The sequence below is a fragment of the Streptomyces cellostaticus genome (assembly GCF_001513965.1).
In the GTDB taxonomy this organism is placed as follows: Bacteria; Actinomycetota; Actinomycetes; order Streptomycetales; family Streptomycetaceae; genus Streptomyces; species Streptomyces cellostaticus.
Genome location: NZ_KQ948028.1, coordinates 78473 through 98506 on the forward strand (window position 1 = coordinate 78473; position 20034 = coordinate 98506).

General features: G+C 69.6%; 23 protein-coding genes. 15 read left to right on the plus strand and 8 right to left on the minus strand.

The window, feature by feature from the left end; translation table 11 throughout:
* Window positions 1–34 precede the first annotated feature (34 nt).
* Complete coding sequence (locus tag AQI88_RS25100) at window positions 35–352, plus strand: hypothetical protein (RefSeq protein ID WP_067003326.1); 318 nt, start codon at window positions 35–37, stop codon at window positions 350–352.
* Between the two features lie 85 nt (window positions 353–437).
* On the plus strand, window positions 438–758 hold the full coding sequence (locus AQI88_RS25105; protein WP_067003327.1) for a hypothetical protein: 321 nt from the start codon (window positions 438–440) through the stop codon (window positions 756–758).
* A 229-nt stretch (window positions 759–987) separates the two neighbouring features.
* On the opposite strand, the gene AQI88_RS25110 is transcribed toward AQI88_RS25105, so the two are convergent.
* The gene (locus AQI88_RS25110; RefSeq protein ID WP_067003328.1) at window positions 988–1305 is read right to left on the minus strand and encodes a hypothetical protein; all 318 of its coding nucleotides are present in this window, start codon (window positions 1303–1305) and stop codon (window positions 988–990) included.
* 351 nt (window positions 1306–1656) lie between these two features.
* On the opposite strand from AQI88_RS25110, the gene AQI88_RS25115 reads away from it, so the two are divergent.
* The gene (locus AQI88_RS25115; protein ID WP_067003330.1) at window positions 1657–2841 is read left to right on the plus strand and encodes a glycosyltransferase; all 1185 of its coding nucleotides are present in this window, start codon (window positions 1657–1659) and stop codon (window positions 2839–2841) included.
* A gap of 88 nt (window positions 2842–2929) precedes the next feature.
* On the opposite strand, the gene AQI88_RS25120 is transcribed toward AQI88_RS25115, so the two are convergent.
* Window positions 2930–3520 (minus strand): hypothetical protein, encoded by a 591-nt coding sequence (locus tag AQI88_RS25120; protein WP_067003332.1) that lies wholly within the window; start codon window positions 3518–3520, stop codon window positions 2930–2932.
* Window positions 3521–3840: 320 nt separating this feature from the next.
* Window positions 3841–5760, minus strand: coding sequence for an AMP-dependent synthetase/ligase (locus tag AQI88_RS25125; protein ID WP_067003334.1), 1920 nt, complete (start codon window positions 5758–5760; stop codon window positions 3841–3843).
* Between the two features lie 340 nt (window positions 5761–6100).
* Between AQI88_RS25125 and AQI88_RS25130 the strand changes: the two genes are divergently transcribed.
* From AQI88_RS25130 to AQI88_RS25170, 9 genes are all read left to right on the plus strand, one after another.
* On the plus strand, window positions 6101–6610 hold the full coding sequence (locus AQI88_RS25130) for a hypothetical protein (protein WP_067003335.1): 510 nt from the start codon (window positions 6101–6103) through the stop codon (window positions 6608–6610).
* Between the two features lie 250 nt (window positions 6611–6860).
* Window positions 6861–7457 carry a vitamin K epoxide reductase family protein gene (locus AQI88_RS25135; protein WP_067003336.1) on the plus strand — a complete coding sequence of 199 codons (597 nt, stop codon included), beginning with the start codon at window positions 6861–6863 and terminating at the stop codon, window positions 7455–7457.
* 164 nt (window positions 7458–7621) lie between these two features.
* A complete protein-coding gene (locus AQI88_RS25140) occupies window positions 7622–8122 on the plus strand; it encodes a tyrosinase family oxidase copper chaperone (protein WP_067003337.1) in 501 nt (166 codons plus the stop codon).
* Complete coding sequence (locus AQI88_RS25145) at window positions 8106–8972, plus strand: tyrosinase family protein (RefSeq protein WP_067003600.1); 867 nt, start codon at window positions 8106–8108, stop codon at window positions 8970–8972. Before AQI88_RS25140 ends, AQI88_RS25145 begins: the two co-directional genes overlap by 17 nt.
* Before the next feature lie 381 nt (window positions 8973–9353).
* Window positions 9354–10766: a condensation domain-containing protein gene (locus tag AQI88_RS25150; protein ID WP_067003339.1), complete on the plus strand. Its 1413-nt coding sequence runs from the start codon at window positions 9354–9356 to the stop codon at window positions 10764–10766.
* 285 nt (window positions 10767–11051) lie between these two features.
* Window positions 11052–11285, plus strand: coding sequence for a hypothetical protein (locus AQI88_RS25155; protein WP_317934851.1), 234 nt, complete (start codon window positions 11052–11054; stop codon window positions 11283–11285).
* A 243-nt stretch (window positions 11286–11528) separates the two neighbouring features.
* Window positions 11529–11858 (plus strand): hypothetical protein, encoded by a 330-nt coding sequence (locus AQI88_RS25160; protein WP_067003343.1) that lies wholly within the window; start codon window positions 11529–11531, stop codon window positions 11856–11858.
* Between the two features lie 273 nt (window positions 11859–12131).
* On the plus strand, window positions 12132–12413 hold the full coding sequence (locus AQI88_RS25165) for a hypothetical protein (RefSeq protein ID WP_067003345.1): 282 nt from the start codon (window positions 12132–12134) through the stop codon (window positions 12411–12413).
* Between the two features lie 378 nt (window positions 12414–12791).
* Window positions 12792–13148 (plus strand): hypothetical protein, encoded by a 357-nt coding sequence (locus AQI88_RS25170; RefSeq protein WP_067003347.1) that lies wholly within the window; start codon window positions 12792–12794, stop codon window positions 13146–13148.
* A 237-nt stretch (window positions 13149–13385) separates the two neighbouring features.
* On the opposite strand, the gene AQI88_RS25175 is transcribed toward AQI88_RS25170, so the two are convergent.
* The 3 genes from AQI88_RS25175 to AQI88_RS25185 form a co-directional block, all read right to left on the minus strand.
* Window positions 13386–13676 carry a hypothetical protein gene (locus AQI88_RS25175; RefSeq protein ID WP_067003349.1) on the minus strand — a complete coding sequence of 97 codons (291 nt, stop codon included), beginning with the start codon at window positions 13674–13676 and terminating at the stop codon, window positions 13386–13388.
* 266 nt (window positions 13677–13942) lie between these two features.
* On the minus strand, window positions 13943–14242 hold the full coding sequence (locus AQI88_RS25180) for a hypothetical protein (RefSeq protein ID WP_067003351.1): 300 nt from the start codon (window positions 14240–14242) through the stop codon (window positions 13943–13945).
* A 206-nt stretch (window positions 14243–14448) separates the two neighbouring features.
* Window positions 14449–14937 carry a hypothetical protein gene (locus tag AQI88_RS25185; protein ID WP_067003353.1) on the minus strand — a complete coding sequence of 163 codons (489 nt, stop codon included), beginning with the start codon at window positions 14935–14937 and terminating at the stop codon, window positions 14449–14451.
* Window positions 14938–15524: 587 nt separating this feature from the next.
* Here AQI88_RS25185 and AQI88_RS25190 point away from each other — a divergent pair.
* The 3 genes from AQI88_RS25190 to AQI88_RS25200 all read left to right on the plus strand — a co-directional run bounded on the left by AQI88_RS25190 (window position 15525) and on the right by AQI88_RS25200 (window position 18035).
* A complete protein-coding gene (locus AQI88_RS25190; protein ID WP_067003355.1) occupies window positions 15525–16244 on the plus strand; it encodes a hypothetical protein in 720 nt (239 codons plus the stop codon).
* Window positions 16245–16318: 74 nt separating this feature from the next.
* Window positions 16319–16600 (plus strand): hypothetical protein, encoded by a 282-nt coding sequence (locus tag AQI88_RS25195; RefSeq protein WP_067003357.1) that lies wholly within the window; start codon window positions 16319–16321, stop codon window positions 16598–16600.
* A 361-nt stretch (window positions 16601–16961) separates the two neighbouring features.
* Window positions 16962–18035: a glycoside hydrolase family 26 protein gene (locus AQI88_RS25200; RefSeq protein WP_244184299.1), complete on the plus strand. Its 1074-nt coding sequence runs from the start codon at window positions 16962–16964 to the stop codon at window positions 18033–18035.
* Between the two features lie 80 nt (window positions 18036–18115).
* On the opposite strand, the gene AQI88_RS25205 is transcribed toward AQI88_RS25200, so the two are convergent.
* Complete coding sequence (locus AQI88_RS25205) at window positions 18116–19219, minus strand: glycosyltransferase family 4 protein (RefSeq protein ID WP_067003360.1); 1104 nt, start codon at window positions 19217–19219, stop codon at window positions 18116–18118.
* Window positions 19209–19883, minus strand: coding sequence for a sugar transferase (locus AQI88_RS25210; protein WP_067003361.1), 675 nt, complete (start codon window positions 19881–19883; stop codon window positions 19209–19211). Before AQI88_RS25210 ends, AQI88_RS25205 begins: the two co-directional genes overlap by 11 nt.
* Between the last annotated feature and the right edge of the window lie 151 nt (window positions 19884–20034).

Here is a 20034-nt window from a genome sequence, read left to right on the forward strand (position 1 = left end):
AACCCCCCGAAACGCAGCCCGGAAAGGCCATCTCATGCGTAACAAGGTTACGGCCATCTCCGCCCTCGCCGCCGGCATCGTTCTGGCGGCCGGCGGCACCGCCGCGGCCGACAACTGCACGACCGTAACCGGTGGTAACGGCTTTTCGTCGTCCCCGGTCGTCGTGAACGCCCCTCAGCAGGGCGTCCTCGTCTCCAACGGCACGCTCGTCGACCTCCGCTGCGTCGCGCCGTGGTCCAACGGTGCCGTCCTCGGTGGCGTCGCCGCGCCGAACTCGCACTACGCCGCCTGCAACACCGCGGCTGTCGACCAGTCGCAGAAGGCCGCGTACGCGGGCGGCCTGCTCTTCTGACCCCCTCACCCTCCGATCGACTCGGAGTAGGGCGGACGTCCGTGGACGTCCGCCCGCAACCCGCCCCCCATCCGAAAGGCGCATCATGCGTAACAAGGTTACGGCCCTCTCCGCCCTGGCTGCGGGCATCGTTCTCGCGGCCGGCGGCACCGCTGCGGCCCACGACAACACCACCACCGTCACCGGCGGCAACGGCTTCTCGGAGTCGCCGATTGTCGTGAACGCTCCTCAGCAGGGGGTCGCCGTCGTCAACGGCGCTCTGATCGACGGCCGCTGCATCGCGCCGTGGTCCAACGGCGCCGTCCTCGGTGGCGTCGTCGCGCCGAACTCGCACTACGCCGCCTGCAACACGGCCGCGGTCGACCAGTCGCAGCTCGCCCCTTACGCGGGCGGCCTGCTGTTCTGATCAGTGCCTCAGCCGGGCGGCCCGCCGAGTCTCGGCGGGCCGCCATCGGCATTCCGCCTCCTTCAGGCGAAACATTTCTGTGGCCCGTCCCTTCGGGAGGCGGGCCGACATATTGCTCAGAGCAAGACTCTTTTCAACTTTTCACCGTGCACAGCTGCCCCTGAGTACGCCGAAGGTCGGCTCCGAGAGCTACGGAGCCGACCCGAATCGCCCAGCCGTTGTGCGTCCGCTACTTCTTCTTTCCGAGCTTGCCGGCCTTGCCGATCGGAAGTGCGGCAGCCGGCTTGCCGTTGAGGGGGTTCGGCAGGGTGCCACCGAAGACGGGCGTTTTCACGACACCCGACTGCTTCACACCGTCCGTCGTGTGCTTGACGTCATTGGCCAGGGCGCCTGCCGGGAGCTCGGCTGCGTTGGGGAGAGTGTGGGCGATCACCTTCCCGTCCTCGAGGAGGCCCTGCGCCGGCACGTCCGCCGCAAGAGCGGGCGCCGCGGTGCCCGCGAGGGCAAGGGTGCCGACGATGACGGCGGCCGCCTTCAGACTCTTCATTGTGTTCCTTTCCCCTGAGATCTCAGTTCATCCGGGCTAACGAGGGAGGGGCGCCACGGGAAACTCGCCGACGGCAAGTTCCCCTAACTCATATGAAATGCCCCCACAGGCATGTTCGTCGGATTATCTGCACGATCCCCCGTTGGGGTGCCGCGACTCCGAGCGGGTGATCTCGCGCGAGAAAATCGCCCCAGGGGAAGGGTGCCATTCCGACACAGTTGACGGCTCCGCGGATAAATACGGATAAGCGGCTAGTGTTGTCTCCCGAATCCGACGCATTTCATATCGAGCCTACGGCCGCAAAACTGTGCGCCGGGTTCGGAATCTGTCTTCGGAAGGGAAGCATCGGTCATGCGCATTCCCCCTCGTCCCGTCCCGCACCGTGCGACGCCCTCCGCCGCACGTGCGCCGCACGTCCTGCACGTCACCCAGCCGGTCGAGGGCGGTGTCGCCCGGCTCGTGACGGACCTGGCGGCGGCACAGCTCGCCGCAGGGCTGCGCGTCACCGTGGCCTGCCCGGGAGGCGGCACGCTGACGAACGCACTGCACGCGGCGGGCTGCAGCGTGCTCCCCTGGGAGGCGACCCGTGCACCGGGGCCCTGGCTCCCGGGCGAGGTGGGGCGACTGGCGCGGCTCGTGCACGACGTACGGCCCGACGTGGTGCATGCGCACAGCGCGAAGGCGGGACTCGCAGCGCGGCTCGCGGTGCGCGGCCGCATCCCGACCGTCTATCAGCCGCACGCCTGGTCGTTCGAGGCCGTGGACGGAGTCAAGGCCCACGCGGCGCTGCGGTGGGAGCGGTTCGGGGCGCGCTGGGCGGCGCGTGTCCTGTGCGTGAGCGAGGCGCAACGGCGTAGCGGCGAGCAGCGTGGCATCACCGCCCAGTGGCACGTGGTCCGCAACGGCGTCGACACCCGCAGGTTCCGGCCGGAAGGGAACAGCGCCCGGTCCGGAGCGGGTCCCCTCGTCGTGTGCGTGGGACGGCTGTGCCGCCAGAAGGGCCAGGACGTGCTCCTGGAGGCCTGGCCCGCCGTCGTGCGGCAACTGCCCGCCGCCCGGCTGGTGCTGGTCGGCGACGGTCCGGACGCGGACCGGCTGTACGCCGGTGCGCCCGCGTCGGTGGAGTTCGCCGGCCCGGCACTCGACGCCGCTCCTTGGTACCGGGCCGCCGACGTCGTTGTCCTGCCGTCGCGTTGGGAGGGCATGGCGCTCGTCCCCCTGGAAGCCATGGCGTGCGCCCGGCCGGTCCTCGTCACGGACGTGGACGGAGCGCGCGAGAGCCTGCCGCCCGGCCACTTGCCGTACTGCCTGGTGCCGCCGGAGGACCCCGACGCGCTGGCGGGGGCGCTGACGGCGCTGTTGCGCCGGACACCGCTGCGCGCAGCGCTGGGCGCACAGGGCCGCGCGCACGTGCTGGCCGCCCACGACGTACGGCACGCCACGCACTCGGTGATCGGCGTGTACCGCGAACTGCTCGGCCTCGTCACCAGGCCGTTGGTCGTACCCAACCAGAGCAGGGAGTCCATCACCACGTGAGGGCGGAAAGAACCGTTCCCTCTACGGCCCAGCCCGCAAGGAAGAGAGCCGGCGGGTGCCGGGCGCGAGGCGTCCGGCACCCGGTGGTCTACCGACGGGACGCGGCCCGGCCGCGCCGGAACAGAACGGTTCCGGCGGCCAGCAGCGCCGCGCTGGCGGCCATGCCTCCGAGGGTGCCCTCGGTACCGGTTTCGGCCATCTCCGGAGGCGTGGGCGACCACTCGGGGGTCGGCCGCACGGGCGGCTTCTCAGGCTTGTCACGCGTCGGTGTGGGCTTCGGGGTGGCCGGCGGGGTGGCCTTCGGGGGGTGCGGGGGCTTGGGCGGCTTGCTCGGCGTGGGAACGGGCGCGGGCGCCTCGTCCTCGCCGTAGCACGCGCAGGGCTGCTCACTCGGCTTGTGCGTAGGGGTTGCGGCAACCGGGGCCGGGCTGACCGGCGCCGCCCGGTGCGCCTTCTGCGCGGAGCTCACTGCGTGCGAGGAGCTGGCAGCCGAGGCGACGTTTCTCGCGGGCGGGCTGTCTCCGAATCCGGGCTCCGGGAACTCCGGGTCGGCCAGGCCGTCCCACGCAGCCATGTCGCCCGACAGCGCGGCGGGCGAGTCCGCTGTCGCAAGCGAACCGGAGTCCGCGGATGCCCATGTGCCGGACAGGGACAGGGCGGTTGTCGCGGCCGCGGCCACGATCAATCCCTTAGTCAGGGTCTGTCGCACTCTCGTTGTCTTTCTCTCAGGGGGGAACGGGAAGCCGGCCCTGGAGCCGGTTGAAGGGGGGGCTCCAGGACCGGCGTGGCACAGCCCCTATGTCTGTGCCGCACCGTCGTCAGTCGTTGATGCGATCTTGTCGATCACCGTGTTCCGCAGGGTCGTCGCAGGGACCGTGATGCTGCACGTTCACATGCGCCACGACCAGCAGACGGTGAACGAGATGTGGATGCCCGAAGAAACCGGGTCGCGTGAAATGCGGGGAAATTCACCCGATCGCCCGTCCCTGTCCGACGGGGTCACGCGCCGTACAGAGCCTCGATCTCCTGCGCGTACACGGTCGTCACCGCGTGCCGCTTGACCTTCAGGGACGGCGTGAGCAGCCCGTTCTCCTCGCTGAACTCGCCCTCGACCAGCGCGAAGGCGCGGATCGACTCGGCACGTGAGACGGCCTCGTTGGCGTAGTTCACGGCTCGCTGCACATCGGCGCGCATCCGTGGGTCCCGGACGAGCTGCGACATCGGTGTGTCCGGGGGCAGTTCGCGGACCGACAGCCAGTGGGCGACCGCCTCGGGGTCGAGGGTGACGAGGGCGGCGACGAAGGGGCGCCTGTCGCCGACGACGAGGCACTGGCCGATGGGCGGGCGGCTGCGCAGGCGGTCCTCCAGGACGGCCGGGGAGACGTTCTTGCCGCCGGAGGTGACGAGGATGTCCTTCTTGCGGCCGGTGATGGTGAGGTAGCCGTCCTCGTCGAGGGCGCCGAGGTCGCCGGTGGCGAACCAGCCGTCGGTGAGTACGGCCTCCGTGGCCCCCGGGTTGTTCCAGTACGACCCGAAGACCACGCCGCCCTTGACGAGGACCTCGCCGTCGTCGGCGATGCGGACCGCAGTGCCGGGGACCGGGAGGCCGACCGTGCCCGGGCGCGGCTTCAGCGGCGGGACGATGGTGGCGGCGGCGCTGGTCTCGGTCAGGCCGTAGCCCTCGTAGACGATGATGCCGGCTGCGTAGAAGAAGAGGTTGAGGCCCCGGTCGAGCGGGGAGCCGCCGCTGATGGCGTAGCGCATCCGGCCGCCGAGTTCCCTGCGGATGCGCCGGTAGACCAGCAGGTCGTACAGCGCCCAGGCGGCGTACAGGCCGGTCCCCGGGCCCTTGCCCGTGCCGAGGAACTTGTTCAGGTACGCCTCACCGAAGCGCACCCCGATGCGGTCCGCGCGGTCGAAGGACGCCCCCCGGCCGGTCTTCTCGGCGGTCGCCCGCCCGGCGTCGTGGATCTTCTCGAAGAGGTACGGCACGCCGACCAGGAAGGTGGGCCGGAACTCCTTGAGCATCGGGCGCAGTTCGTCCGGCTTGATGCCCGGGCAGTGGCCCAGCTCGATCCGGGCGAGCAGACAGGCGATCTGCAGGGTGCGGCCCAGGATGTGCGCGAGCGGCAGGAAGAGGAGGGTGGCGGCGACCTGGCCGGTGACCTCCTTGAAGATCGGGTGGAGCAGCTCGACCGTGTTGGCGGCTTCGGCGTACAGGTTGGCGTGGGTGAGTACGCAGCCCTTGGGCCGGCCGGTGGTTCCGGAGGTGTAGCAGATCGTGGCCACCGCATCGGGCGCGAGGGCCGTACGGCGCTTGGTGACCTCCTCGTCGGGGACGCCCCGGCCGAGGGTGACGAGTTCGGGCAGTGCCTGTGCGTCGAGCTGCCACAGCCGCGGGGGTTCGGGGTGGCGGGCCGTGCCGGTGGTGACCGTCCCGGCGTTCTCGGCGGTCTCGGCGACGACGAAGCGGGCGCCGGAGTCGCGGACGATCCACTCCACCTGCTCGGCGGAGGAGGTGGCGTAGATCGGGACGGTCTGGCCGCCGGCGGCCCAGATCGCGAAGTCCAGGACCGTCCACTCGTAGCGGGTGCGGGACATCACGGCGACCCGGCCGCCGGGTTCGAGACCGGCGGCGATCAGCCCCTTGGCGGCGGCGGTGACCTCGCGGGCGAAGGCCGCGGCGGTCACCGGGCGCCAGGCGCCGTTCTCCCGGCGGCGCAGGACCACGGCGCCGGGAGCTTCCTGCGCGTTGGTGAACGGGATGTCGGCGGTGCTGCCGCCGGCCCTCCGGGACGCCAGGGGAGCCGTGCGGACCTCGCGCACCGTGCCGGCCTCGTCCCTGATCAGCTCGACCCGCGTACGCGCCGAAAGGTCGGCGCGCTGCCCCGCCCGCTTGAGATCCCTGCGTACGCCCATGACGGCTCCCGCTCGCGGCTCGGCTGACGTGCTGCGTGTACGTACCCCCGTGGACTTACCGGGAAGTCAACTTACTCGCGCGTAAGAGATGGTCAATGGGTCCGGCAGCGGCGCGAACGGCGGCGCCCTCCGCAGGGAAGGGCGGCCGCTTTCGCGTTGGCCCGAATGGGCGGGCGGTGCACCGAGTCCCCCCGGATGGCCGTGACGGGCCGTCTGACCAGGGGTGTTCCGGCGTTCCTGGCGGGCAGTCGGGCACCCGGCGCGCTCGACCGGTTGCAGATGGTGGTGGGCGATTTCACGGTGGGCACAAGATCCGACGCACCATCGAAAGGAACCCCTCATGGGTGGTCTGTCCGTCCGGCGTATCGCGTCCACCGCACTCTGCGCCGGCCTCCTGGCCGGCGTCACCGGCCCGGCCGCCGTCGCGGCCGACTCCGCCCCGGAGCGCGTCCGTGCGGCGGCCCACACGCCCGTCCCCGGCGCGGACGCGCTCCTCTCCCAGGTCACGAACCTCGGCAACCTCCAGACCGTGCTCGGCCCGGTCCTCGACCTGCTCCACACGGTGCTCAAGGCCGACAACGGCCAGCTCTCCGCCGACCAGGCCACCAAGCTCGTCCAGGCCGCCAAGGACGCCATCGCCAAGGCGAAGGCGGCGGCGCCGACCACGACCGATACCACCAAGGAGCAGGCCGACCTCGTGAACGACGCGCTCGCCTCGCTCGACAAGGCGCTGGACACCCTCCAGAAGGGCGTCACCTCCGGCGACCCCGGCCAGGCCGGGTCCGCGGTCACGGGCGTGCTGGCGGGCCTCGTCAACCTCCTCACCGGTCTGCTGCACTCCGCGGGCTAGGGCAGCCCTGGCCCCGTCCCGACGCTGCGGGCGGCCGTGTTCCAAGGACGTCGCGGGGTGTCCCCCGATCGTGTGGAGCGCAGGCCGCCCTCGGCCGGTCGGGTGAGCGGGCGCCGGGCCCTCTCGCCGGGCGCCGATAGGGTCGCGCGGTGACCTCAACCCTCGGCGAAGCGCGCCTCTTGAGCCCCGTCGGCCTGCCCTTGAGGGCCACGGCCCACGTCGCTGTGCCGGCCCGTAGCCCGAGCGCCTGATGGCGGCGCCGGCGACCCGGGCGGCGGGCGGCGGCCGCGGCTTCGCGCTGCTCCTGGTGCTCACGGGCGCGGCCGGGCTGCTGGCCTCCTGGGTCATCACCCTCGACAAGTTCAAGCTGCTCGAGAACCCGAACTTCACGCCCGGGTGCAGCCTGAACCCGGTGGTCTCCTGCGGCAGCGTCATGAAGAGCGCGCAGGCCGCGGCCTTCGGTTTCCCCAACCCGATGCTGGGCCTGGTGGCCTACGGCGTCGTGATCTGCGTCGGCACGAGCCTGCTGGCCGGCGCCGCCTTCCCCCGCTGGTACTGGCTGACCTTCGACGCGGGCTGTCTGTTCGGGATCGGGTTCGTGTCGTGGCTGCAGTTCCAGTCGCTGTACCGGATCAACGCGCTGTGCCTGTGGTGCTGTCTGGCATGGGTCGCCACCATCGTGCTGTTCTGGTACGTGACGTCGTTCGCCGTACGCCACCGGTTCCTGCCCGCGCCGGCCGGGCTGCGGACGTTCCTCGCCGAGTTCACCTGGGTGCTGCCGCTGCTGCACACCGGAATCGTCGGCATGCTGATCCTGACCCGCTGGTGGGACTTTTGGACCAGCTGACCATCGCAGCACCCCCGCGATTCCCGGACTGACGCAGGGTCTCGTCCCCTGTCGGCATGCGCGGCTTCGGCGCTCCGTCACCGGTCCGGCGGCACGGCGGTGACCGGGAGGGCCGTCGGGTGGTTACACCGCTTCGGACAACCGAACCGGACGAGGAGCGAACGATGGTTCAAGGCGTCGGCGGAGTGCCGATGGGCGGGCAGCGCGGGACGCTGCTCGCGGGCGCAGCGCCGCCCCGGGGCAGAACACGGCGGGAGGCGACGCGGAGGCTGCTCTTCTCGGCCGTCGCCCTGACGCTCGCCCCGGTGGCCGCGGCCTGCGGGCAGCCTCCGCGTGCCACGGACGACGACCGGCAGGCCACCGCCTTCGACGAGACCTACCGTGGCCGCCACATCCGCGGCGTCGAGGTCGCCGCCGCCCGGCGGGCCGCCGCCGGCGGCCGATGGGAGGTCACGATCGACGGCCGCCCGCTGCACCTGATGCGCCGCGCCGACGGCAGCTGGCTGAGCATGATCGACCACTACCGCTCGTACCCGACCCCGCTCGCCGCGGCCCGCGGGGCGGTCGACGAGCTGAGCCCCGGAGAGCAGTTGCGCGACCTGGCGCCGGGCCCGATGGGCGAGGGGCCGATGCACATGGGTGGCGGGCATGCCGTACACGCGTAAGAACGTCAACAGGCTGACCGGCACCGAGCGGCGACGGTTCGTGGGCGCCCTGCTGGAGGTCAAACGGCGCGGCGAGTACGACGAGTTCGTGCGGATGCACATCGAGTACAACACCCCCGACGGCGAGCACGGGCTGCGCGCCGCCCACATGACGCCCTCCTTTCTGCCCTGGCACCGCAAGTTCCTGCTGGAGCTGGAGCGGGCGCTGCGCCGGGTGGACGCGTCGGTGACGGTGCCGTACTGGGACTGGACCCGTGATCGCACGGCCACCTCCGTGCCCTGGCTGGACGACCTGCTCGGCGGCAACGGGCGGCGCTCGGACCGGCAGGTGATGACCGGCCCGTTCGCCTACCGGGCGGGCCACTGGAAGATCACCGAGGGGGTGACCGACGTGCGGTACCTCACCCGCGACCTCGGTCACGCCCGATCCCCGATCGAACTGCCCACCGGCGCCGAGCTGAACCAGGCGCTGGCCGACCCGGTCTACGACACGGCGCCCTGGAACTCGACGGTCACCTACGGGTTCCGCAACAAGCTGGAGGGGTGGGGGGCGGGCCGGGGCAGCGTCTCCTGGCGCAACCACAACCGGGTGCACCGCTGGGTCGGCGGGTCGATGCTCGGCGGCGCCTCCGCCAACGACCCCGTCTTCTGGCTGCACCACGCCTTCGTCGACCTGCAATGGACCCGCTGGCGGCAGCAGCACCGGGACCCCCGCTACCTCCCGGCCGAACCGCCCGGCGTGCACGACGCCCAGCACCGCCGGATCGTGGCCCGGCACGAGAGGCTGCCGCCGTGGGGCGTGACGCCGGACGAGCTGGAGGACCTGAGTGGGATCTACCGGTACGAGTGAGGCCGGTTCGCGGGAGCCGTACGCGAGAAGAGCCCGGGCGATCGAGGTGCCGGGGCTCTGTCCGCGCGTCCGTGCGCGGATCCCCATCGCGACGGTCGCCGGATCACCCTTTGCGGACAGGGAATTCGGCGCCCGCTCACCGGCGCGCCGGCCGACGGCGGTGAGTCCCCACCGCCGAGGGTGCCGTGCCGCACATCGCCGGCCAGGACGAACTCGCGGGCGCACTCACCGACTTCGGCACCGGGAAAGTCACCGTCGGCTGATCGCTTCGCCGTTCGAGACGTCACGCGTTCCGCTGAAAAGCCGGCGACACGGCGGCCACCGCTCGCTCGCACGGCACTCCTTTGACCGATTCTGTGCCTTCTGCGAACGGAGACGCCCGTGCGAATTTCTGACATCCAGCGCTGCGAGGTCCGGCCCGGACGGCTCGTCGAGTGGACGTTCAGCCCGGCGACCGTCGCGGCCGCGACAGCGCTGCCGACGGACTCGCGGCCGCCGGCGTACATCCAGGAGGGGCACATCAGAACGGCGCGATCGGTGCGCGAGGACGGCCTGTTCGTGCCGACCTGGCTGGGCGCGGCGTTCGATCTGCCGGGCCGGGTGGGCCTCGACGAGCTGGAGGAGGCGCTGCGCGGCTGGACGCTGCGGCACGAGACGCTGCGCAGCGGCTTCAGGTGGGCCGGGGACGAGATGCACCGGTTCACCCTCGACGGGGACGACGTGTCGCTGCGCCGCGAGGTGATCGGCGACTTCGCCGACGAGGGCGCGCTGGTACGGCACCTGCAGGACCGATTCGACGTGGCGGCGGACGCGCTCGGCTGGCCGAACCTCATCTACACGGCGGTCGTTCGCGACGACTCCACCAGCGTGTACATGGCCTTCGACCACACCAACGTCGACGCCTACTCCCTCCAGCGCATCCCGGACGAGATCCACGAGCTGTACACGGCGCAGTTCACGGGGCGTGCCGTGACCCAGGCGCCGGTCAGCAGCTATGTGGACTTCTGTGAGCAGGAGCGGGCGAACGCGGACGGCATCGACGACACGCACGCGATCGTCGCCCGCTGGCGGGAGTTCATCGGCCGCTGCGACGGCAAGCTGCCGGACTTCCCCGTTGACCTCGGTCTGCGGCCCGGCGATGCCCTGCCCGCCCAGAAGTTGATCAGCGAGCCGCTCGTGGACGCGGACGCCGCCGCGGCGTTCGAGGCGTACTGCCGGCCCTACGGCGGCAGTCTGGTCGGCGTCCTGGCCGCGACCAGCCTGATCGTCCACGAGATCGGCGGACTTCCGGTCTACCGCACGGTCGTGCCGTTCCACACCCGGATGAAGTCCGCCTGGGCGGACTCCGTGGGCTGGTACGTCGGCGCCGCGCCCATCGAGGTGCCCGCGGCGCGGGACTTCGACGCGGCACTCGCGGCGGTGCGCGCCCAGTTGCAGGCCAACCGGTCCATGGCGCGCGTCCCGTTGGCCCGGGTGCTGCGCCTGCTCGGCGCGGACTTCCGCCCGACCTCGCCCGACCTGTACTCGATCGTCTCGTACGTCGACGCCCGCGTCGTCCCCGGCTCGGCCCGCTGGGCCGAGCGCAAGGCGTACGCGGTGGTCCGGGTGTCGTACGGCGACCAGGTGTGCGCCTGGGTCAACCGGCTGCACGAGGGCCTGTGGTTCGCCTGCCGCTACCCGGACACCGACGTCGCGTACAAGAACATGCGGCGGTACGTCGAGGGGCTGCGGGACCTCGTCGTCTCCGTGGCCGCACGCGATTGTGTCCGGGCCACGGAGCCGACATTTTCGTAATACTGCGGACTTCACCGTTCTGATCCGCAGCAACTCCCTTTCTTTACAACGGCGTTGGATTGCATCCATGGGGGCTTCGCCGAGCGGGCTTTCATCACCTGGCCGAAGGTTCGAAATTCTCCCGGGGGAACTCTGTTGTGCGCTTGCCAAGTAAGCCTGCGCCACGGTGTGTTGTGGAATACCCTCGATCGCTACTGCTAGTGTTCATTCAGTCACGGTAGGCAATCAGCCTCTTTGTGCAGGCAATGAAGAACCGAGGGTTCCATGCGTAAGCTTCAGAAAGTCGTGATCGCAGCAGTGGCGGCCGGCGGCCTGTCCGCTGTCGGTGCCGGTGCGGGTACCGCCTACGCTCACAACAACGGCCCCACCGGCGGGCTGAGGGTGACCGACCTCTACCGCCCCTACCAGGAGTGCAGTCCGCAGACGGTGTCCGAGAACGACCTCCCGATCGGCGCGCTCGGTCTCGCCCAGACCCTGGACACCAGCTGCGGCCAGTTCAACAACGCCTTCACCGGCTGAGGTCGGCGGCGTAACCGTGCGCGACGCTTTCCGCGAACCCTTCGGGGTCACCCCCCGAAGGGGCCCGTTGACGCACGGCCGCCGGGAGTGCGAGGCCGCTTCCATGGCCCGCACGCCGTCGCGTCGGCTCTGAAGTCCGGCGCATCGATGGGCGGTTGCCGCCCCTTTCGGATGGGCCTGCGGCGGCGCGGCCGGTTCGCGGCGCCCGACGCCCGGACTCCCCTCACAAAGGAAACGCATCACATGCTCAGTAGGAAGAAGATCGCGGTCGTCTCGGGGCTTCTCGGCAGCCTCGCCGTGACCTGTGCCGGCGTCACCCAGGCGAATGCGGCAGCAGGTCCGGGTAAATGCACGCGCGACATTCAGGGCAATATCACCTGCGTACAGCAGATCCGAGGCGAGATCCCCGAAGACGGGGTCATCCCCCACTACGAGAACTGCATGCCGTCGCAGCCCATGATCGTGCCCGCCGCCCTGGGCAACGGGCAGATGAAGATCGGGCCCCAGATCAGCTGTAACAACACGATGCCGACATCCGACAAGGGTCTGGAACTGCCCGCCTTGTTCGGCTGAGCCTCGGGTGGAACTTCCGAAACCTTTCTCACCTTTCGAGCAGTGAATGGCCGGGGCCGGGATCACCCGGGTCGGCCGTCCGCTGCTCGTTCCGTAACTCGGCCGCGGAGAAATATCGTTTCTTTCGGGCGGCGGCGCGAACGGATAGGCGCCTCGTCACATGAGCCGACACGACGGCGAGGGTAAAGATCCCAAATTGCTACGATTCGTGTGTATATGCTCACACTAAGTAGTCAACCAGGGCTCAACGCCCGGGTACGAAAGGGTCTAACCATGCGTAAGTTTCAGCGCGCTGCTGTCGTAGCCGCAGCGGTCGCGGGGCTGTCCGTCCTCGGCATCGGCGTCAGCTTCGCCGGCGGCGAGGAAGAGCCTTCGCAGCTCACCGCGGTGGCCAACTCGCAGGCCAATGCCGTGGCCACGTGGGGCGGCTACTACTCGACGCCGCACTACGGGGCGGAGAAGGCTGCGGAGGCTCCCAAGGAGGCCGCGCCTGCCGCCGCGCCCGCCGCCGCGCCTGAGGAGGGTTACGGCCAGTACTCCGACGGCTCCAAGTAACACAAGCGCCGACGGCCCCCTAGGCCGTCACTCAGGCGGTCGCGCCGCAGTCCGCACCCTGGTCGGCCCAGCAGTCTGTCGCCGAGCGGACCGTCGCGACGCACACGACCTCGGAGCGCCACGACCGGCGCATCGACATCCTTCAGGACACCGTATGCACATCGCACGATCTGAACGTCCCAGTCCTGGATCAACTCGGACGGTTCAGCGGTGTGTTGAGTAATACCCACAACGGCAAAGGCAGCCCGGACGCGCAGAAAACCCACCAGGGTGCGCGCCCGGGCTGCAGCAATGCCTGTATCGAATTTCTCCAAGGCCTGGGCGCGCGCCGATCGACGGCGCAGACGCCCAGGCCTCTATTGCAAAGGAAAGCAGCACATGTTCAGTCGCCAGAAGATGGCCACCGTCACGGGGCTCGTCGGAAGTCTCGCCGTGATCTACGCCGGAGCCGCGCATGCACACGCCGATGAATTCCCGGGCGACTGCAGGAGCTCCCTGGGCGAAAAAGTCTGCATTCGTAAGGAGGTCATCCACGCCGACAAGCGCGGCAGGCATGTCTCCAAGGAGACGCAGGACTGCTCGACGGTCGGCCGGTCGCGCGTGGTGTTTCCCGAGGACTCCCTGCTGGGCGGCGGGTTCAGGAATGTCGGGCCGGTGCTGGACTGCTCCAACAACGCCCAGCTGCCGAAGGGCGTCAAGGTGCCGCATCCCAAGGTGCCGCACCCCAAGTTCTGAGGCACGAACGAAGCTTTGATGTGCGGACGAAGCTTTGATGTGCGGACGAAGCCTTGAGGCGCGAACGAAGGACTGAGGTGCGATCGGCGAATGCCGGACCGGGATGCTCCCGGTCCGGCATTTCGGCTTTCTGGGGTGGCGACAGGGCCTTCCAGCGGCCTGAACGCCCTGGTTTCCCGGCCTGAACGCCCCGGTGCCCCGGCCTGTGTGGCCGGGGCACCGGGGAAAGGCTCTGGCTTACTTGCCGACGCTGTTGTTGCAGCCCATCTCCGAGCCCAGGGAGCTCTGCTGCGCCCCCGCGTTGCCCTCGCCGTTCAGCAGGTTGCCGCCCAGGCCGTTGAGGATGCCGACCTCGCCGAGGACATCGGCGTTGAGGTCGTGCGACCTACAGGTGCTGCTCTGCCCGATGTTGAAACTTCCGCCGCCCTTGCCCCAGCCGCCTCCGTCGGCGTGGGCAGCGCCGGCACTCAGAAGTCCGACGCTGCCGAGGGCGGCGACCAGGACAGCGGCCTTGCGGAGCTTGTGCATGTCTTCTCCGGTGGAGTGAAGTGGATGCGATCCGTAATGGATCGACTTCGTACAGTTATGGAGAGTATTACGAAATATCCGAAGACAAACGGCGACGCGCCGGATTCAGGGAATTCTCACCGTCTTGGTTGAGAGTCTTCAATATCCCACCCCTGTACGCGAATTGAGGCGTCGGCACACGGCACAAAAGCGGTCCCGGCACCGAACCTGGGGCTCGGTGCCGGGACCATTTCCCGCTCTAGGTCGCCTGTGCGACCGTTATGCCCTTAGAAGGCGCTGTTGTTGCAGCCCATCTCCGAGCCGATGTGGGTGTCCTGCGCGCCAGGGTTGCCTTCGCCGTTGAGCGCGTTGCCCAGCAGGCCGTTGAGGATCCCGACCTCGCCGAGGACGTCGAGGTTCAGGTCGTGCGACTTGCAGTTGGAGCTCTGCAGGACGCTGAAGCGGTCCCCCTTGCCGCCGCCCTTGCCGCCGTAGCCGCCCTCGCCGGCGTGGGCGGCCCCGGCGCTCACGAGTCCGACGGCGCTGAGGGCGGCGACCAGGACGGCAGCCTTACGAAGCTTGTGCATGTCATCTCCGGTGGAGTGAAGTGGATGCGATCTGTGGCAGATCGACTTCTTACAGTTACGGGAGATTAGTAGCAAATATCCCAAAACGGACAGCGGCGCGCCGATTTCATGATCTGATGGCGAAGGAATCCGAGCAGCAGGCACACGAGCGGGCCCTTCGAGAGCGATCCTCGAAGGGCCCGTGCTGGGTGCGGAGTCCGGCCGCCCTAGTGGGCGTTGGAGGCAGCGTTCGCCTGGCTGTTGGCCTGCTTGCAGGTGATGCCGCGGGTCTCGGAGGCGCCGAGCACGGCGACCGGGAGATTCGCGTTGAGCAGGTTCTGCGGGCTGCATTCCTGGGACGGGCGGAAGAGGTTGCTCTGGTTCATCCCAGGGCCCGAGCCCCCCCGCATCGGGGCTGCCGTCGGTGCCGTCTGAGGGGAGATCTGCGGGTTGATCTGAGGGTTCAGCGTCGGATTGACCTGCGGGGTGATCTCAGTGGGCCGCTGCGGGGCTGCTTGCGGGGCCGGTGAGCCGTCAGTGCTCACGGCGGCCCGGGAAGAGGTCCACGAGCCGGCCTGGACGTCCGGCTGGGCAGCGGGCGGTGGAACGGCACCGTTGTACGCAAGGGAAGCGACGGCGACGCTGGGGCCGGAACCGATGGCGGACAGACCGCCGGCCGCTGCGAAGACGAGCGCGGCCTTGTGAAGTTTGCGCATGGAACCCTCGGCCCTTCATTGACCTGTGCATGGAACGTAATGGAATGCTGATGAGCCAGTGCAGCAGTGGCTGTTCTCGCTGCCCTGGTGCGGCTGCGGTGGACCATCGTCCTGGCCCTGTGCGGAACGAGGGGGCTGCGGGTCCAGACACGGGAGCCGGGGTGTGGTCACTCATTTGCCCCAATGCCGCACGGCACTCGCTCAATTGCTCAGGCGTGAATCGATCACGGTCTCGCGCCCGCGAGTTGTGCACGCCGGACGGCCTGCTCCGGCGGCTTGACACCAATCCCCTGATCTGTGGCCGTTCTTGACGGGAACGGGCCGGTCGTACGGTCGATGGCAAATGGGTGACGGAATTTTGGACCCCGTGACCGGGGCGGGGGAAATGTCGTTCCAGGCTGGGAGAGGGCAGCGACCATGTATCGGAAGGGGGCAGGGGATTCGCTGTCGGCTCCGGCGTGAAGTCCACGTGACAGCCCAGGATTACCCCTGTGAGGGCGCAGTACGAATATCAGACTGAGCGCACGCAAGACTGCACTGAATACAACGGATTTTCCCTGTACAGGTATTGAAGGGCCGAGGGTTCCATGCGCAAGCTTCACAAGGCCGCGCTCGTCGTAGCAGCGGCCGGCGGTCTGTCCGCCATCGGCGCCGGCGTCAGCCAGGCCGCCGACTATCCCGTCGGGTACGGCGGTGCCGTTCCGGCGCCTGCCCCCGAGTACCCGGCTCCGCAGTACCAGGCTCCGCAGTACGCGCCGCCGCAGTACGCGCCGCCCCAGTACCAGGCTCCGCAGTACGCGCCGCCGCAGTACGCGCCGCCTCAGTACCAGGCTCCGCAGTACCCGCAGGCCGCGGCGATGGGTACCTCGACGGGCGTCGCGCAGGTCCCGGGTCCGCCGCCCTACGCGCCGCCGATGCCGCAGGCCGCTCCTCCTCCGCCGCCCCCGCAGCCGAGCGGTTACGCCTCCGCCTCGGCCTCGTCGGGGGGCTACGCGCAGGCCAACAACCCGTCCTACGCCCAGCCGCAGGCCGCCCCCCAGCAGCCGGCGGTCATGCCCCAGGTCACCCCGCAGACGGCGCCGGAGGTCATGCCGAAGGTCGCCCCGCAGGTCTCCGTGCCTCAGGCCTTCAACCCGGAGCCCGCGCCGCATGTCGCCCCGCAGGTGAACCCTCAGGTGAACCCCCAGGTGAACCCGCTCGTCACGCCGCTGCTCGCGCCGCCCAGCGTGCCGGAGGTGTCCCCGTTCGGCCTCGGACAGGTCGCGGCGCCTCCCGTTGGCCAGTTGGGTCTGCCCAAACTCGGCTGATGATCGCACCGCAATCGTCCGCCGCCCCAACTCGATCTGCTGCAGATCGCATCCGCTCGACCAACGGAGAAGTAATGCGCAAGCTTCAGAAGTTCGCCGTCGTGGGCGCCGCCGTCCTCGGCACTGTCGGCTCCTTCGCTGGCGGCTCCGCCTTCGCACACCCTGAGCACGACAACGACGACTTCGACATCACGCAGGGCATCGAGTGCCGCTCGCACGACATGAACATCGACGTCCTCGGCAGCGTCGGTGCCCTCAACGGCCTGCTGGGCAACGCGCTCAACGGCGAGGGCAGCCCGGGTGCGCAGGACACCCACCTCGGCTCGGACATGGGCTGCAACAGCCGGGCGTTCTGACCTGCCGCGTTGCACGCTTTTCTCCCCGAGGCCGATATGCCTTGCCGAGCCGCCTGTTGAGGCGCCTGCGACATTGCGGGGAGACAGCCGCTCTCGGCGGGGGCACTGCCCCTGTCGGCGCGGCTGACGATCTCCACTCCGGTTTCCTCCTCACCGGACAGATCGCAAGCGCCCGCCGTTGCGCATGAACCATCGCAACGGCGGGCGCAGACGTGTGTCTTCGGACAGCCGTGCCGGCACCGGCGACCGGCCTCCGATTCTTGATCACCCTCACGGACCAGCGAAGGCGTATGCCTCGTCACGCCATGGTAGGGATCCATGTGACGAAATGTATGAAAATCACATGGCATGAGGAGTGGGTGTGGCACTCAAGCGACCCGGGGCCGCCCTCAGACGGCTGACGTTCATCACGGCGGGTGCGGTCGCGTCGGTCGGCCTGGCGGCGGGACCGGTCTACCCGGTCGGCGTCGCACGGCCGCCCGATCCGCCCGCGACGCCAGGGACCACTGCGAACGCTCCTGTGTACGGCGCGTACGTCCACTACGACGGCCCCACCGGAGTGATGCTGATGAACCAGCTCAGCCGGTGGCTGGGCGGCTACGACATGCGGGTCGGGCGCACCTATCTGCCGGGGGACTCGTGGAGCAACATCGAGGGGAGGTTCGGGTTCCTGGACAAGTGGGCCGAATGGCGGCGGGCCGGGAACGACCGGCTCTTCGTGCTCAATGTGCCGATGCAGGAGCGCAACGAGGAGAAACTCTCCGACGCAGAGGTCAGAACGCTCCTGCGGCGCGGGGCGGCGGGCGAGTTCGACAAGCACTTCCTGGCCCTGGCGAACCGGCTGGTCGAACTGGGGGTGCCGGACACGACTCTCGTACTGGGCTGGGAGATGAACGGCATCACGTACACGCATCGCTGTGCTCCCGATCCGGAGAGCTGGAAGGCGTACTGGAGGCGCATCGTGAAAGTGATGCGCTCGGTGCCGGGGCAGGAGTTCAAGTTCGACTTCGCCCCGAACCGGGGGATGGACAACATTCCGTGGACGGAGTGCTATCCGGGTGACGACGTCGTGGACATCCTCGGTATGGACTCCTACGACCAGCCGAAGGGCGAGACGTTCGACGAGGAGATCTCCGAGCCGTACGGGCTGCAGCACCAGGTGGATTTCGCGAACGCCCATGGGAAGCCGATCTCGTATCCCGAGTGGGGTCTGTTCAGCAACGGGGACAACGCGGCGTACATGCTGCGGATGCTCGCCTGGATGGATCAGCACAAGCCGCTCTACGCCACGGTCTTCGACAAGTGCCCGCACGGTGTGTGGCAATGCGCCGCGAACCCCTATGCGTCCGCCTTGGTCCGCGTGTGGCTGGCCGCCCAGGTCCACCCGAGGCAGGGCTCGCCCCTGCGTGCCGGACCTCTCCTGCCCGCCGGATGAAGGACGGGGCCTGTGCCGCTGTGCGGCACAGGCCCCGAACGCGAAGGCATGGGCCCCGGGGCACCGGCCCGGGGGATCGGTCAATGGCCGTACACGTGCCGCAGCATCGCCCGCTGGCGCTCCGGGCTGTGTTCGAAGAACAGGTCGGCCAGCCTCGCTCCGGCCGCAGGTCCGGGATCGTGTGTCAGCAGGGCGACCGATGCTGTCGCCAGCTCCTGTGGTGTGTCGACCAGGCCGGGCAGGCCCAGGGACTCCAGCGCCGGGATGCGCCGTGCCACCACCGGCCGTCGCAGCCCCACTGCCTCCAGGAGCGTCATCGGCGCTCCCTCCCAGAGCGCCGAGTGCGCGTACACGTCCGCCTGGGCGAGAAGCCGTTGCAGGGTGTGGTGCTCCAGCCAGCCGGTGACCGTCACGCCGGCCCGTTCCAGCCGTTCCTGGTGACGGGAGTCTCCGCCGCCGAGCCAGATCCAGTTGCTGGAGGGCATCAGCCGCCTGCCCTCGACCGCGGCTTCGGCGAAGAACTCCGGATCCTTCTGCGTGCACAGCCTGCCGACCGCGGCGACGGTCCGCGGCGGCAGGCAGCTGCCGTCGGCATCCGCGGGGGAGCCGGATCGCGGCCGCGGCGCCATGCCCGTACCCTCCCGGGGGCGGACCACATTCGGCACGTAGGCGGTCCGTTGCCGCTTGCGCAGCGACCGGGCGAGCTCGTTCTCCCGGGGGCTGGAACCCGCCGCCGTTCCCGTACGCCAGGACAGGATGCGCTCGGCAGCCCGCACCGCCGCCGCGGCGTACCAGGAGAGATCGGTGCGCTCCATCGAGTAGCCGTGCGCGGTGTAGACGATGCGCTCTGTCGGCACCGGGGCGGCCAGGCGCACGTACCCCCCGGCCATCGAGGAGTGGGCGTGGACCACGTCCGGGCGCAGCTGCCGGAACAGCCGCCCCACCTCGCGGATGCGGGCGAGATGGCCGGGCGGCATCCGCCAGACCCCGTCGAAGGCGGCTTCCGCCTCGGAGGCGACGCGAAAGGGGTCACCGTCGGCCATGAGCAGCAGGTGCCGTACTTCCGGAACCGCCCGTACGTAGTCGAGGACGATCGTCTGCACCCCGCCGCCCCATGCCTCCACGACGTGCAGGACCGTCGGCCGGGCGCTCTCCTGCGTCGCTTCGGCCTGGTCAGCGTGCATCGCTCGTCCTGAGGACGGCGGGCAGCGTGCGCAGCAGGACCAGCAGGTCCAGCCGCAGGCGCCACTGGTCGACGTACTGCAGGTCGAGCCGCACTGCCTCGTCCACCGTGAGCGCCGAGCGGCCCGACACCTGCCACAGGCCGGTCATCCCGGGCTTGGCGGACAGTCGCCTGCGCTGCTGGGGGCTCAACAGGGCGACCTCTTCCGGGATGTTTGGGCGCGGCCCCACCAGCGACATCTGTCCGCGCAGCACATTGACGAGCTGGGGCAGTTCGTCCAGCGAGGTTCTGCGGATGAAGCGGCCCACTGCCGTGATCCGGGGGTCGTGCCGCGGTTTTGCGCAGATCGACGGTTCGATGTTCTGGGAGACCAGGAGTTCCGCCAGTCCCACGGACGAGTCGTGGCGCATGGTGCGGAACTTCAGCATGGTGAACGGTCGTTCGCCGAGGCCGATCCGGGTCTGTCTGAAGACGACGGGGCCCGTGCTGCTCATGGCCACGGCGAGGCCGATGACCAGCATGAGGGGCAGCAGGGCGATCAGAAGAACGGCGGAGAGCACGATGTCGAGCATGCGCTTGGCGCGGGAGTCGGCGCAGCACGGACGGGGTGTGCCGATGAGCGGCGGATGCGGGGGCGCCGCCGCGCTCTCCGCCCCGCTCAGCAAGGGGGCTACTCCTCCCAAAGTAGTACTCCTCCCAAAATGGCAGAAAATGACTGACATATAAAATCTAGGAGGGGTCGGTACCGCAGACGGACTGCGACATACCGCGGTCCATCCGGTCGCCGGGCAAGACACCCGTACGACGCATCGCGGA

What these genes read in the sequence shown, in the direction of transcription:
- AQI88_RS25185 (WP_067003353.1), bottom strand. Translation starts at nt 14,937, where the DNA reads ATGCGCAAACTTCACAAGGCCGCGCTCGTCTTCGCAGCGGCCGGCGGT.
- AQI88_RS25115 (WP_067003330.1), top strand. Translation starts at nt 1,657, where the DNA reads ATGCGCATTCCCCCTCGTCCCGTCCCGCACCGTGCGACGCCCTCCGCC.
- AQI88_RS25165 (WP_067003345.1), top strand. Translation starts at nt 12,132, where the DNA reads ATGCGTAAGTTTCAGCGCGCTGCTGTCGTAGCCGCAGCGGTCGCGGGG.
- AQI88_RS25125 (WP_067003334.1), bottom strand. Translation starts at nt 5,760, where the DNA reads ATGGGCGTACGCAGGGATCTCAAGCGGGCGGGGCAGCGCGCCGACCTT.
- AQI88_RS25180 (WP_067003351.1), bottom strand. Translation starts at nt 14,242, where the DNA reads ATGCACAAGCTTCGTAAGGCTGCCGTCCTGGTCGCCGCCCTCAGCGCC.
- AQI88_RS25170 (WP_067003347.1), top strand. Translation starts at nt 12,792, where the DNA reads ATGTTCAGTCGCCAGAAGATGGCCACCGTCACGGGGCTCGTCGGAAGT.
- AQI88_RS25195 (WP_067003357.1), top strand. Translation starts at nt 16,319, where the DNA reads ATGCGCAAGCTTCAGAAGTTCGCCGTCGTGGGCGCCGCCGTCCTCGGC.
- AQI88_RS25205 (WP_067003360.1), bottom strand. Translation starts at nt 19,219, where the DNA reads ATGCACGCTGACCAGGCCGAAGCGACGCAGGAGAGCGCCCGGCCGACG.
- AQI88_RS25175 (WP_067003349.1), bottom strand. Translation starts at nt 13,676, where the DNA reads ATGCACAAGCTCCGCAAGGCCGCTGTCCTGGTCGCCGCCCTCGGCAGC.
- AQI88_RS25110 (WP_067003328.1), bottom strand. Translation starts at nt 1,305, where the DNA reads ATGAAGAGTCTGAAGGCGGCCGCCGTCATCGTCGGCACCCTTGCCCTC.
- AQI88_RS25135 (WP_067003336.1), top strand. Translation starts at nt 6,861, where the DNA reads ATGGCGGCGCCGGCGACCCGGGCGGCGGGCGGCGGCCGCGGCTTCGCG.
- AQI88_RS25105 (WP_067003327.1), top strand. Translation starts at nt 438, where the DNA reads ATGCGTAACAAGGTTACGGCCCTCTCCGCCCTGGCTGCGGGCATCGTT.
- AQI88_RS25130 (WP_067003335.1), top strand. Translation starts at nt 6,101, where the DNA reads ATGGGTGGTCTGTCCGTCCGGCGTATCGCGTCCACCGCACTCTGCGCC.
- AQI88_RS25100 (WP_067003326.1), top strand. Translation starts at nt 35, where the DNA reads ATGCGTAACAAGGTTACGGCCATCTCCGCCCTCGCCGCCGGCATCGTT.
- AQI88_RS25140 (WP_067003337.1), top strand. Translation starts at nt 7,622, where the DNA reads ATGGTTCAAGGCGTCGGCGGAGTGCCGATGGGCGGGCAGCGCGGGACG.
- AQI88_RS25145 (WP_067003600.1), top strand. Translation starts at nt 8,106, where the DNA reads ATGCCGTACACGCGTAAGAACGTCAACAGGCTGACCGGCACCGAGCGG.
- AQI88_RS25190 (WP_067003355.1), top strand. Translation starts at nt 15,525, where the DNA reads ATGCGCAAGCTTCACAAGGCCGCGCTCGTCGTAGCAGCGGCCGGCGGT.
- AQI88_RS25160 (WP_067003343.1), top strand. Translation starts at nt 11,529, where the DNA reads ATGCTCAGTAGGAAGAAGATCGCGGTCGTCTCGGGGCTTCTCGGCAGC.